Annotated in this window: 12 protein-coding genes; all 12 read right to left on the bottom strand. The window is 36.2% G+C overall.

Annotation, left to right across the window (positions count from 1 at the left end; genetic code table 11):
* Window positions 1-41: 41 nt before the first annotated feature.
* The 12 genes from ISU00_RS03905 to ISU00_RS03850 all read right to left on the bottom strand — a co-directional run bounded on the left by ISU00_RS03905 (window position 42) and on the right by ISU00_RS03850 (window position 12,706).
* The gene (locus ISU00_RS03905; RefSeq protein ID WP_228852734.1) at window positions 42-437 is read right to left on the bottom strand and encodes a TM2 domain-containing protein; all 396 of its coding nucleotides are present in this window, start codon (window positions 435-437) and stop codon (window positions 42-44) included.
* A gap of 18 nt (window positions 438-455) precedes the next feature.
* Window positions 456-842 (bottom strand): VOC family protein, encoded by a 387-nt coding sequence (locus ISU00_RS03900; RefSeq protein WP_228852733.1) that lies wholly within the window; start codon window positions 840-842, stop codon window positions 456-458.
* 1 nt (window position 843) lies between these two features.
* Window positions 844-1,302 carry a DUF1801 domain-containing protein gene (locus tag ISU00_RS03895; protein ID WP_228852732.1) on the bottom strand — a complete coding sequence of 153 codons (459 nt, stop codon included), beginning with the start codon at window positions 1,300-1,302 and terminating at the stop codon, window positions 844-846.
* 125 nt (window positions 1,303-1,427) lie between these two features.
* The gene (locus ISU00_RS03890) at window positions 1,428-2,366 is read right to left on the bottom strand and encodes a 2-hydroxyacid dehydrogenase (RefSeq protein WP_228852731.1); all 939 of its coding nucleotides are present in this window, start codon (window positions 2,364-2,366) and stop codon (window positions 1,428-1,430) included.
* On the bottom strand, window positions 2,367-3,740 hold the full coding sequence (gene mgtE / locus ISU00_RS03885; RefSeq protein ID WP_228852730.1) for a magnesium transporter: 1,374 nt from the start codon (window positions 3,738-3,740) through the stop codon (window positions 2,367-2,369).
* Window positions 3,741-3,761: 21 nt separating this feature from the next.
* Window positions 3,762-4,562, bottom strand: coding sequence for a 16S rRNA (adenine(1518)-N(6)/adenine(1519)-N(6))-dimethyltransferase RsmA (rsmA, locus tag ISU00_RS03880; protein WP_228852729.1), 801 nt, complete (start codon window positions 4,560-4,562; stop codon window positions 3,762-3,764).
* A complete protein-coding gene (locus tag ISU00_RS03875; protein ID WP_228852728.1) occupies window positions 4,552-4,857 on the bottom strand; it encodes a DUF4286 family protein in 306 nt (101 codons plus the stop codon). Before ISU00_RS03875 ends, rsmA begins: the two co-directional genes overlap by 11 nt.
* A 63-nt stretch (window positions 4,858-4,920) precedes the next feature.
* Window positions 4,921-6,702, bottom strand: a complete 1,782-nt coding sequence (locus ISU00_RS03870; RefSeq protein ID WP_228852727.1) for a tetratricopeptide repeat protein — start codon at window positions 6,700-6,702, stop codon at window positions 4,921-4,923.
* 380 nt (window positions 6,703-7,082) lie between these two features.
* The gene (serS, locus tag ISU00_RS03865; RefSeq protein ID WP_228852726.1) at window positions 7,083-8,354 is read right to left on the bottom strand and encodes a serine--tRNA ligase; all 1,272 of its coding nucleotides are present in this window, start codon (window positions 8,352-8,354) and stop codon (window positions 7,083-7,085) included.
* A 97-nt stretch (window positions 8,355-8,451) separates the two neighbouring features.
* Entirely contained in the window at window positions 8,452-9,765 is a 1,314-nt protein-coding gene (locus ISU00_RS03860) for an HTTM domain-containing protein (protein ID WP_228852725.1), read from the bottom strand.
* Entirely contained in the window at window positions 9,765-10,682 is a 918-nt protein-coding gene (locus ISU00_RS03855) for a bifunctional riboflavin kinase/FAD synthetase (protein ID WP_228852724.1), read from the bottom strand. The genes ISU00_RS03860 and ISU00_RS03855 overlap by 1 nt, the downstream gene beginning before the upstream one ends.
* Window positions 10,683-10,747: 65 nt before the next feature.
* On the bottom strand, window positions 10,748-12,706 hold the full coding sequence (locus ISU00_RS03850) for a M43 family zinc metalloprotease (RefSeq protein ID WP_228852723.1): 1,959 nt from the start codon (window positions 12,704-12,706) through the stop codon (window positions 10,748-10,750).
* Between the last annotated feature and the right edge of the window lie 2 nt (window positions 12,707-12,708).

The following is a 12,708-nucleotide window of genomic DNA, read 5'->3' as shown; positions in this document are numbered from 1 at the left end:
ATAAAATGAATTATAAACCTTTTGTCCAAATATTTTTCAAATTAAAACCATGGCTTATACCCTAATTGATAAGTATTGTAGAATTCGGTATCTGTTTTGGTAAGATAGATGATACCCTCTGTTATACTAATTATCCAAACAAGTCCACTAGCTACGCCGCAAGTAATGAGACTTAATACTAGCGTGCATATCAGCATAATAATGCCCTCCTTGGTATAGCCAAGTATAAATTTATGGATCCCCAATCCTCCTAATAGGATAGCCAAAACCCCAGCCAATATCTTTTTATTTTCTGTTGTGGTTCCAAATGTCTCCTTAGCACTATCCGTAAACTCTTTAGCAGATTGTTTAGCCTCATCTTCAAGTTTCTTAGCGCCTTCCTTAGCATCGTTAAGTAAGTCATCTAATTCGTCCTTAAGATTCTTGTTGTCATCCATTATTGTCAATATTAAAATTTATTTAAATGCTTTATCAATTGGTTCCCATAATTCAATTTTATTTTCGTCATTATCCATAATCCAAGCAAATTTTCCATAATCATACGTTTCCATGTCTCCCACAATTGTTACTCCTTCAGCTTTTAATTGACTCAATAACCATTCAAGATTTTCAACCCTATAATTTACCATAAACTCTTTTTTTGATGGATTATAATATTTGGTGTCTTTTGGAAAAGGACTCCATTGGGTAGAGCACTCATTTCCCTCTGAATCCATCCACCAAAAAGTGCATCCATACTGGTCTGTGTTTAGGCCTAAATGTTTTTTATACCACTCTTTAGACGCATTTGGATTTGATGATTTAAAAAATATGCCTCCTATGCCAGTAACTCGTTTTTTCATTTTATTTGTTTTTTGTGCTTGCTTCATATATTGAAATCCATTCTTCTGAAGACATTTTGGCTGCCAATTGACCAATTAGATCATAAGGAATGTCATCTAAATATTTGAAACGGATACAACTTTTCCCCATGTCCAATTTTCGTTTTGCATGTTTGGGGAATTCATTAATAAACCAATCGTTTAGCTTTTTGTCGGCATAAATACCGCTGTGATAAAGGGCGATAAAATTTTTTTGTGAAGCCAAATTCATAAATGGCAGTGGCGTTTTAGGATCACAATGATATCCAGATGGGTAAACGGAGTGAGGTACATACCAACCAATCATTTTATATTGGATACCTTCCTCAAAACCCTCGGGTATATGTTCATTAATTACAGCCCTAAGTTTTTTGAAAATAGGTTTGCGGTCTTCTGGAATTAATTTAATGTACTCTTCAGGTGTGGTGGCGTTATAATTCATCCGGGTTACTTTCAATTTTTAGCTTTATTCTGAAAATGAGGAACGGAGCTACCTACTAAAGTACCATTTTTCAGAATAGGATGAAACCTTAAAATTTAGATTGTGAGGTGTAAAGATAAGTGGAATTAGCAGAATTGAATTCTAATTTTATCTACAATTGTTTGCGCTAATTTTTGGTGGCTTTCTATAGTCCACCCTGCTACATGGGGGCTAAAAATAACCTTGTCAGAATTTAAAAGGGCATTAAACTCTTCAGGTAGGTGTTGGTCGGTAAATAAGGATTCGAATGAAGATTTTTCAAATTCGAGAACATCTAAACCTGCTCCCAAAATTTTACCATTTTGTAATGCCTCGACCAAATCTTTAGACTTTATGCATTTTCCTCTTGCCGTATTTATCAAATAAAACGGATGTTTAAAGGCGTTGATAAATTGTGAATTAACCATGCCAACAGTTAAAGGAGTTTCGGGAACATGTAAACTTAACACTTGAGCATGTTGTTGTAACTCATTTAAGGAAACTTGTTGGCAGTTTTCATCTCCCACATCCTCTTTTATGTCGTAACAAATTACTTTAACACTAAAGCCCCGTAGTTTTTTTGCAAACGCCTTACCCATATTGCCATAACCAATAATACCAACTGTTCTGCCATCTAGTTCCACCCCTCTATTCGCCTCACGCAACCAAAGCCCATTTCGGACCTGTTGATCAGCTATTCTTAGTTTATTCATGAGGGATAACAACATCCCTAAGGCATGTTCAGCCACAGCATTTCGATTGCCTTCAGGTGCGGCAATTAATTGTACTCCTTTTTTCTCGGCATAACCACAATCTATATTTTCTAACCCTGCACCGACACGACCAATAAATTTTAGATTTTTCGCTGCATCTAAAAATGATTTGTCAATTTTAAAACGGCTACGAATAATTATTCCATCATATTCTGAAATAAATTCCTCAACCTCTTTCTTCGATGAAGTATAATCTTCAATATTTTGAAACCCTAAATCTGTAAGTTGTTTAATCAACAGTGGATGGTTGCTGTCGAGATGAAGAATTTTCATTTAAAATCCAAGGATTGCTTTAGCGATAACAAAATATATAAGTATGCCGAAAATATCGTTGCTTGTAGTGATAAATGGACCAGTTGCAACCGCGGGATCTACCCCGCGCTTATCTAGAAATATTGGTATAAACGTACCAATCAGGGCTGCGATAACAATTACGGTAATTAAGGCTATACAAATTGTAGCAGAGACTAAATAAGGTGTTTTAAACAAGAAATGGCTTACGGGAAGAACAACCAAAGCTATAGCCAATCCATTTACCAGTCCCAGTAAAAATTCTTTCATTAAGCGTGTAATTACCTCCCCCTTAATCGTATCATTAGCCAATCCTTGAACCACTATAGCACTAGATTGAACACCAACATTACCGGCAGTTGCTTGTATTAATGGGACAAAAGAAAGTAAAATCACATAATCTTGCATTACATTCTGGAAGCCAGTTATGATGGTTGCAGCACCAAGACCGCCAAACATCCCAATTAATAACCAAGGTAACCGGGCTCTTGTCAATTCAAAAATACTGTCGTCAGCCTCAACATCATTAGTAATACCCGCCGCTAATTGGTAATCTTTATCGGCCTCTTCTTTTAAAACATCCACGATGTCATCGATGGTGATTCTACCAAGCAATGTTTTTTCCTCATCTACAACTGGAATAGCTTCCAAATCGTACTTGGCCATAATTCTTGCCACTTCTTCCACGTCATCCTCCACAAAAACATAATCAACTGACGATATGAAAATATCAGATATTTTTTGGTCGCTTTTGGCAACAATTAAATCCTTTAAGGACAGTCGACCTATTAATTTTTCTTGTTTTGTTACTACATAAATTGAATGAACCCTAGTAACGTCTTTTGCTTGTGCTCTTATTCGTCGCAAACAACCAGCCACTGTCCAGGTTTCATAGACTTTAACAAGTTCTTTTGCCATTAAACTACCAGCCGTGTCATCTTCATACGCTAATAGTTCTTTTATAACCGCTTTATGCTCCTCGTCTTCTATGCTAGAAATTACAGCATGTCTTCGCTCCTCAGGAAGTTCGGCAATGATGTCGGCCGCGTCATCAGTATCTAATTCTTGGATTTCCTCCGCAATTTCCTTGGCAGATAAATTTTGAAGGACCTTTTCCCGGTTGTCCTCATCCATTTCCATTAAGACATCCGAAGTCGTTTCAGAATCGAGCAACTTAATGATGTAAACCGAATCTTCTAATTCTAGTTCGTCGAGAATTTCAGCTATATCCGCATAGTGAAACTCATCCATATAGGCCTTTAATTCCTTGTTCTTTTTGTAGGAAACAAGAGATTCGACCTTTGCTAGAAGTTCATCGGTTAATTCAAATTGGATATGGTTTTTATCTTCAGACAATTTGAAATAGAATTTTAAGGATTAATCGCGGCTGATCATTTCCGTGAGCTCAACAAAACCGCTAACGGACAATTGCTCCGGACGTTTGCCAAAGATAACATTTGCTTTTAAATTTTCGGATAGATCGAAGGTTTTTAAACTATTGCGTAGGGTTTTGCGTCTTTGTTGAAACGCAGTCTTCACTACCCGCTGAAATAAACTTTCATCACACCCCAATTCTAGATTTTCTTTTCTAGTTAATTTCAAAACACCCGAATCGACTTTGGGAGGAGGTGAGAATTTGTTTGGAGGAACTGTAAATAAATATTCCGCATCATAAAATGCTTGGGTTAAAACGGATAAAATGCCATACACCTTGCTTCCTTCCTTAGAGCAAATACGTTCAGCCACTTCTTTTTGAAACATTCCAGAAAACTCGGGAATCCATTCTTTATATTCTAATGCCTTAAAAACAATCTGTGAAGAAATATTGTAGGGAAAGTTACCAATTATAGCAAATTGTTCATTTTTGAAAAAATTCTCAAGTCTCAATTTCAAAAAATCTCCTTCAATTATGGTGTGGTGCAATTTGGGAAAATGCATCCTCAGGTAATGCACAGACTCTTGGTCTATTTCCACAACCCAGGTTTCAGTGGATTCACTTTCAAGAAGAAATTGTGTCAAAACACCCATTCCTGGCCCAATTTCCAATACCTTTTTGTAACCTATATATGAAAGGGTTTCAGCAATTTTTTCCGCAACAGATGGATCATTCAGGAAATGCTGACCTAGATGCTTTTTGGCTCGAACAGAATTGTATTCGTTTTTGGAGTTATTGTTCATGCAGAACCTCCAATTCAGTTCTAAATGAAATTACTTGACCACCAAATTTTTCGATAATATCTTCCCTTAACGCCTTGGCATCCAATTCGTAGTATTCATTTAAAAGTTCCCGGGTTTCACATTTGTATTGTACGGAATAGGAATGTCCTTCCTCTTGATCCGTAATAATTCTAGAAAGGGTAGCAGACTGAAATTTCCCGGTGTCAAGCATATCCTTCATATGCTTTTTTATATACTCGAGCCATTGAGGTAAAATTTCCTCATCAACAAGGGAGGTAACGTTGTATATAATCATCGGTAATACTTAGTTTTCAAAGATACTTGAATAATCGGGATAATGCCAATTATCTGAGGTTAATCAGTTTATGGCATCACCTCTTAGCATTCGGTATTTTTTTCGGGCTTCCACGAAATAAATGCTATCCTCGTGATGGAAAATTATTTTTTCAAAAAATCCCTTGGCCTTCTCTGGGTCCATCAATTTGCTGGAATAAATTTCCCCTAATCTAAAAAACGCATCATCTACCAAAATATCCTCGCCATAATCGGAAATGATTTGTTCGTAATTTGCAATGGCCTTGTCATACAGACCTTTTTCTTCATAAAGTTTGCCTTGTTTATATAAAGCCTGATCCGTAATACTCTCCCCCTTATGTTCTTCAAGAATCTTGTCTAGCAAAGAAATAGCCTCATCTTTTCGGTTTTGAAAAGCAAATAAATCAGCTTTGGCATACAATTTTAATGAAGTTCTAAGGGAATCCTCATATTTATTGTCTGAAATTAAAAGCTTCAAATCTAAAGCGTCATTGGCAATTAATTGAGAGGTGGAGGCCTTTAAAATCTTTAGTTGACTTTCTGCCCAATCAAAATCACCCTTGTAATAACTTGTCTTTGCAACTTTAAAACGCGCTTCTTGGGAAACAGAACTGTTTTTCAGGTTAGCCTGTATTTGTGTATAAAAAATAAGGGCCTCATTAAATTTCTCTTGAAATACCAAAATATCGGCGAGTTGCATTTTTACTGTAGCTTGCTGAAATTGGGATAATGGAAGGTTGAGGCTTTTTTTCAAATAATCGCTACCTGCCTTTGGGTCTTTTAAATGAAAGGCTAAAAAGTAAGCATAAGATACTTGTAGTGATAAGGTTTGCTCAAATCGTCCGAACTCTGAAAACAGACGTTCATACTCCTGTTTTATTGCTGCTAAATCTGCATCCGATTTGGCTTCCTTAATTTTTAAATCTAAAAGGTATTCATGCGATACCAATTTTTGTTGGAGATCCTGTGTGTTTTCGGTTATAAACGTAAAAATATCCTTGGAGGTTTCAATATCGTCCTCTTCCATGGCAGTGATGCCCAAGCCCATCAACCGACTGAGGCTTTCGGGGCTTCTTCTATAAAGTGCTTTTTCCTGTATGAAGGACTTCTTGAAATCTCTTTCCTGCACAAATAGCCAACTTAGTAGATCGTACCAATAAATCTCGGGGGATTCTTGGATGCGTTTTAATAATAACCTTTTCAGCATGAGGTTATTTTCGTTTTCCGAATTCTCAGAAACAAAATCTGTAAATATACGCTTGGCGTTAGAGGTAAATTCTGGTTTATCTGCGGTGTAGTTTAAATACCCGTCGAACATTTTGTCCACTTCTCCCTTTTCACCATAGATACGCGCTATTTGAATATTCAAATTAACCTTTTCTGAATTTTCCATTGCCAATTGGTAAACCTCCAAAGCTTCATCTAAAAGTGAATAATCATGAAATTTATTACCAACCATATAAGAGAAAATAGGATTCTCCCTTGTTCTTTCAATGGCCTCTTTGTAGTTTAATTCTGCTTTGGCTGTGCTATCCATCAACTGATAATTATAGCCCAATTCAACATAATAAGATGGATTTTTGGTTCTAGCTAAACGGCTATTTACCAAGGCATTTGCATCTTCAAATTTTTCTAATTGCCTGTAGCTATCTAATAATTTGGAGAAATATGAATTGTTTGCCGGTTCATTTTCAAAGAGTTTTAAATAGGCCAATTGTGCTTTTTCAAATTCTCCATTTTTGAAATATTCATCAGCAAGCTGTTCTTCCTGGGCAGAAACCCAAAAAAAACTGAATACTAAAATCCAACTTAAAATCCCTCTCATTCAGATGTAATTCTTGTAAATATAACAAATGGCTGCAACTGATATTGTGAAGAGCTTCATAAAAAATGCCCAGAGGGAAACTGGGCATACCTTTCAAAATAAAATGCTATTAATCAACTTTTATAAAATTGCTTATTTATTCTGAAGGATTTGGGTCTGTATGTATAAAATGGGGTTTATACTCTTTAAAAGAAAATTTTGCTCACTATTACTAGCAGCGCCACCAAAATTACAAGTCGTTTTATATTCTTCATTTGTAGGTTGTTTTAAGGCTCTACGAACTTCTTAAAAAATTACTAAAAATCAAAGATTTCTTAAAAAAAATCGACGAACGACGTTAAAATATAACACTTAATCGATAAATTGAAATATTTAACTCTTTAGTTTATTTGGTCAAAAGAGGTGTAAGGCCTTAATACTTCGGGTATTAGAATTCCGTCTTCCGTCTGATAATTTTCCAATATGCCGGCTAACACCCTAGGGAGCGCCAAAGAACTTCCGTTTAACGTATGGCATAACTGGATTTTGCCTTCCTTATCTTTATAACGAAGCTTTAATCGATTCGCTTGGAATGTTTCAAAATTAGAAACAGAAGATATTTCAAGCCATTTCTTCTGGGCCGTCGAATAAACCTCGAAATCATAAGTGAGTGCAGAGGTAAAACCTAAATCTCCACCACAAAGCCTCAGAATCCTGTAAGGTAGTTTTAATTCATTCAAGATTCCTTTTACATGCTCAACCATACTATCTAAAGCATTGTAAGAATTGTCTGGATGTTCTATGCGAAGAATCTCAACCTTATCAAATTGATGTAATCGGTTTAACCCCCTTACATCTGAACCATAACTGCCAGCCTCTCTTCTAAAACAAGGGGTATAACCTGTTAATGCTATCGGTAAATCATTTTCCTGTAATAAATCGCCTCTGTAAATATTAGTGGCAGGAACTTCAGCTGTTGGGATTAAATATAAATTGTCTTCCGTAACATGATACATTTGCCCTTCCTTGTCTGGTAATTGTCCGGTACCAAACCCAGAATCTTCGTTAACCAAGTGCGGTAATTGATATTCCGTATATCCTGCAGCCGTATTTTTATCTAGGAAATAACTAATAAGTGCACGCTGTAATTTAGCTCCTTTGTCTTTATAAACTGGGAAGCCAGCACCAGTTATCTTGTTCCCTAATTCAAAATCAATAATGTCATATTTCTTAGCCAATTCCCAATGTGGTAGTGCACTTGCGCCTAAATCAGGAATTTCGCCATGGGAAAATACCTCCAAGTTATCCTCAGGGGTTTTTCCTTTTGGTACAATAGAATTAGGAACATTGGGGATTTTATAAAGTAAATTGTTTAAGGTATTTATGAGATCTGACAAATTTTCAGATAACTCCTTTGACTGTTCCTTTAGTTGCAAAGTCTTTTCCTTTAGTAAATTGGCTTTTTGAACCTCACCAGATTTATAAAGGTTTCCTATTTCTTTAGAAAATCGGTTTGATTCAGCAAGTATACCATCCAACTTAGATTGGGTGACCCTTCTTTGTTCATCTAAAGCAATAACCTCTTCAACCATTGTAGTGGCGTCCAAGTTGCGTTTGGAGAGTCTTTCAATTACTTTCTTTTTGTTTTCTCGTATGTAAGACAATTGCAGCATAACCTAATTCTTTGATAAGATGTTTATTTTCCTGTTTCAATTGGAAAATAAGACTGCAAAAGTATGAAGATTTTGTTTGTACTAGAAAGGTTTTGCCTTAATTGGGGAGAAGAATCCAATCATTGTGCCTAAAGTGATCCCAGGGAACATTTGCCAAGTCGACTTTGGGGTCTATCAATTGCCAGTGTGGACCTCCATTTACACTCACTTTTGAATCCACAAAAACTTTTATTTCAATACCCTCTTGAGCATAATGTCTTTTTAACCTTTGTGCAAATTGCCACATAACATCCGGTTTTGTGCTAACTGATCTACGTTGTTTGGAGGTTAGAAAATCAGATAGTTTTATAGGTATGCTATCGTTTGTTTTAGTATTTACCAACTTAAATGTGGTATTGCCGCTTCTGGAACGCAACATCATTCTCCAAGAAAGCCGATGTCCTTCTTCAGTCCAAAGCACATCGCCTTTAATCGCCCAATGTCTGAGCGGTAATAATATTTGAACAATAAAATATGCTGTTAAAATTGCAATAGCAGGTTTATAATATCTAGGTTTTTCTCCTACAACAGGTTCAAAATATTCCTGTTTGGGAAAGAATATTTTTTGAATTGTCTTTGGAGGAAAGAAAAACACGCAAAGCCCCAATGACATATAAGGGAAAATTCCGATATGGAAAATAAATGAATTAAATAGATGGAAGAATATCGAGCCAATAAAGGCATACTTTCGCGTACGTTTCCAAAGCAAAAGGGGTACAATTAACCCATCAAAGAAAATCCCGACATAGGCGATGGCATAATGTACCCAACGCTCCTGTAGTAAATCCCCAACAATTACAAAGTCTGATTTTGGTGCCATTAATAGTTTAGGGACGGATGCATCTAGCCAATCGGGGTAGAGCTTGGCGATCATTGCGTAGGTATAAACTATAAACATTTGCAGAACAAATATCCACCTACACCAATTAGGCATCGAACGTTTTTTTAAACTAGGATTTAATTTAACATCTACTGAAAGAAACCTATTAGCTGGCACAATCGCCATGATTCCGCTTAGGAGTATTAATAAGTAGTAATGATTGTTATAGGACGATTTTTGCATTAAGTAGGTAGCGGTCCACATCAGGGTAAATGCAAAAATGCTCCAACGGTATTTGTAGCCAACCATTATTAAAAGGCCTAACAAACCCATAATGGCATAATAAAAATACATACCATTTCCACCCAAGGGTTGCAACCATTCAAAACCAATAAATGTGAAGGTTTCCTGTGGTTCTATAAGTGTGCGTTTTATCCATCCAGTGAATATAGCCCCAACGCCTTCCATTAAAACCAAAAACCCAAAAATTATTCTAAAAACAATTAATGGACTATTGTCTATTCTGGTAAATAAGAATTTTGGACTGGTCATTAAAGTAGCTTTAAAGCCGATTCTTTATCTTTCTTTAATTGGTTGGTGAGATCCTCAACCGTAGCAAATTTCAATTCGTCACGCATCCACTTTACAAATAAAACTTTTATAGGTTCGCCGTAAATGTCCCTATTAAAATTGAAAATATTGACCTCTATCGATTTTGATCTGTCTTTAAATGTGGGGTTAAACCCAATGTTTAGCATGCCTGGGTAAAGTGTCTCGGAAATGACAACGCGAACTGCATAAACACCCATTGAAGGAATAAGTTTATACGATTCTGTCACCTCAATATTGGCTGTTGGAAAACCTAAATCTTTTCCTATGCCTTCACCCTTAACTACAATTCCGTTGATATAATAGGGATGACCCAAAAACGCACTAGCTTTTTCAACCTCACCATTTAGAAGATGGTTTCTAATTTTAGTAGAACTTACTGAAACCTCATCAATATCTTTCGCGGAAATTTCCTCTACGTCAAAATTTAATTTTTTGCCCCAATATTTTAGTTCTTCAATGCCTGCGCCACGATTCTTGCCAAATTTATGATCATATCCAATTATCATGTAAGACATTTTTAATTGGTCGAGCAAGAACTGTTTGATATATTCTTCAGCTGTTAATTCTGAAAATTGTTCATTGAATTTAAGGATAACAACATGGTCTATGCCTAATTGCTTCAACTCATTTTTCCGTTCTTCAATGGTTTGAAGTAATTGAATGTTGGAGTCTGGCTTTAACACCATGCGAGGGTGTGGAAAAAAGGTTAGGATGCACGTTTTTTTGCCTTCCCGTTTCGCAATTTCTAAGAGACGGGTTATTATTTTTTGATGTCCCAGATGAACTCCATCAAAGGTGCCAACGGTTACAACTGTAGGTTCAAGTGGAAGAGAATCGGAAAGGGGATATAGTTCCAAAGAGTTTTTGTGTAAAATTAACTATTTAGACAAGAAATGACTATTCGTGAATTTTTAAAATTTATTTAGTGCTTAATGAACTTGAATACCTGCTTGGCATTACCTTTTTTCAATTTAACAAAATACAATCCCGACGAAAAACTTAGGGCGTCAATCATTAAATCATTGTTGGATTCAATTTGAGAAGATTGAATTTTTTGACCTAGCATATCAAAAACCTCATAAGAATCTGGTAATTCATTGTTACCGACTTTAATGAATATTTCGTTTTTTGTAGGATTGGGAAACAGTTTAATATTTGAGTTATGAAAATAATCGGGTGTGGATAAAACAGCCGTGGATATAGTTGTTGCTTCAACAAATTCAAATTCACCGCCACTAAATATTAAGGTGTTATCTCCTGTGCTTAGTTGATAATAACCATCGCCATAGGTGCAACAAATTCCGTCTCCATCCGTATCATATATGCTAAAAACGTAGCATTCATTTTGGTTTACCTCAAAAGTATAATTAAAGATTTTGTCATCATCAGAATTTTTCTGGTAAGGGCCATCGCTATAAAGAACTGTACCTGAGCTATCCTTAAATTCCCAAGAAGTTTCTTCGGCCCAACTATCCGTTTTCAACTCGAGATTTATGGTGCTTGTTGAGGGGTAAGTCTCTTGCGTAACATAAGCCCTATTGTCTGAATTATTACAGGTTCTAGGATCTGAATTATTTAATGATACACTTACCTCTAACACATTATTTCCTTGCGGTGATGTAATACTAGGTAAAGAAATGGTGGTAGTGCTATTTTGTGTCAAATTATTAGACCAATTATAAACCTGAGTATCAATACCATTAATTGAATAGGAGATAGAAGCAGTAGTTAATGGTTGTGAACCATAATTTCCCAAAAATAGTTCTGGGGTTATGGTATTGTTGCAGACATCTTCATTGAGTTCTATAATTCGGATGCTTGCATCGTAGGAGTATATTGGTAATGGCGTATCTGAAACGGTTGAATTTGCTAATGAAAGACGGTAATTTGGGTCCTCGAGATAACCCCTCATAACGGCTTTTTGACCTTCCGTAAAAAGGTTCATGCAGACATCGTCTGTATAGTCTAAATAATTTTCAATCATGTCCGGAAATTCGTCGTCGGGACAAGAATCTGGAACAGGATCTGGACACCCAAAGGTTTCTGTGCTTTGTGGAGGTGTATCGTCAATGCCGTCATTTGTTCCATTACAATTTTTACCTTCCCAAATATGGTATAGGCCAAAAAAATGACCCACCTCATGTGTAGTGGTTCTTCCTAGGTGGTATGGTTCCTCAAGGGTTACATTAGGATCATCATCACTGCCAAAATTGAGATAATTTATCACTACCCCATCTGTTTCTGGGTTACCTCCAGGGTATTGTGAAAACCCTAAATTATCTACATTACTGAATTTGACTGTCCAAATGTTAAGGTAACTTGTAGGGTCCCAGATAGTGTTTGGTTTTAAATAAGTATCTGTATTTCCGCCTGGCCCTGACCAAGAACTGGTAACACTTGATAAGTCTATGCGCTCAATACCTGTTGTTGGATTACACCAGGGGTCTTCTTGCGCTAAATAAAATTCGATTTCAGTATCTGCACCCACTGGATTATTATTATCGCCCCTAGTGTTAGCCATCTTCCTGAAATCTTCATTAAGGACTTGTATTTGGGATAAGACTTGTGCGTCTGAAATATTTGCACCCGTGCCAATGGCCTCTCCAGCATGGATTACATGAACTATAATAGGAATACGAATTACGGTATTGGGTGATAAGGTACTTCTAAGGTTGCTTGTTGTGTTTGAAAAAAACTGAACAGCTTCCTTATGTTTTTCTTTAGTAACAGTGTTCGGAAATTTTTTCTGAAGCCAATCATTATATTCTTCAGTTAAGCACAATCTGGTCCCTTGTTGAGAATTGAATGCAGGCTCCTGACCGAAAATAGAAACGGAGACGAAGTAGATTAAGAAGACAAAAACACTAGTTAAAGTCCGCATAT

Origin of the sequence: Aegicerativicinus sediminis (assembly GCF_015476115.1) — a bacterium.
GTDB lineage: Bacteria > Bacteroidota > Bacteroidia > Flavobacteriales > Flavobacteriaceae > Aegicerativicinus > Aegicerativicinus sediminis.
This window is presented reverse-complemented; position numbering and strand designations above follow the sequence as displayed.

What these genes read in the sequence shown, in the direction of transcription:
- ISU00_RS03870 (WP_228852727.1), bottom strand. Translation starts at nt 6,702, where the DNA reads ATGAGAGGGATTTTAAGTTGGATTTTAGTATTCAGTTTTTTTTGGGTT.
- ISU00_RS03895 (WP_228852732.1), bottom strand. Translation starts at nt 1,302, where the DNA reads ATGAATTATAACGCCACCACACCTGAAGAGTACATTAAATTAATTCCA.
- ISU00_RS03850 (WP_228852723.1), bottom strand. Translation starts at nt 12,706, where the DNA reads ATGCGGACTTTAACTAGTGTTTTTGTCTTCTTAATCTACTTCGTCTCC.
- rsmA (WP_228852729.1), bottom strand. Translation starts at nt 4,562, where the DNA reads ATGAACAATAACTCCAAAAACGAATACAATTCTGTTCGAGCCAAAAAG.
- ISU00_RS03900 (WP_228852733.1), bottom strand. Translation starts at nt 842, where the DNA reads ATGAAAAAACGAGTTACTGGCATAGGAGGCATATTTTTTAAATCATCA.
- serS (WP_228852726.1), bottom strand. Translation starts at nt 8,354, where the DNA reads ATGCTGCAATTGTCTTACATACGAGAAAACAAAAAGAAAGTAATTGAA.
- ISU00_RS03905 (WP_228852734.1), bottom strand. Translation starts at nt 437, where the DNA reads ATGGATGACAACAAGAATCTTAAGGACGAATTAGATGACTTACTTAAC.
- ISU00_RS03875 (WP_228852728.1), bottom strand. Translation starts at nt 4,857, where the DNA reads ATGATTATATACAACGTTACCTCCCTTGTTGATGAGGAAATTTTACCT.
- ISU00_RS03860 (WP_228852725.1), bottom strand. Translation starts at nt 9,765, where the DNA reads ATGACCAGTCCAAAATTCTTATTTACCAGAATAGACAATAGTCCATTA.
- ISU00_RS03890 (WP_228852731.1), bottom strand. Translation starts at nt 2,366, where the DNA reads ATGAAAATTCTTCATCTCGACAGCAACCATCCACTGTTGATTAAACAA.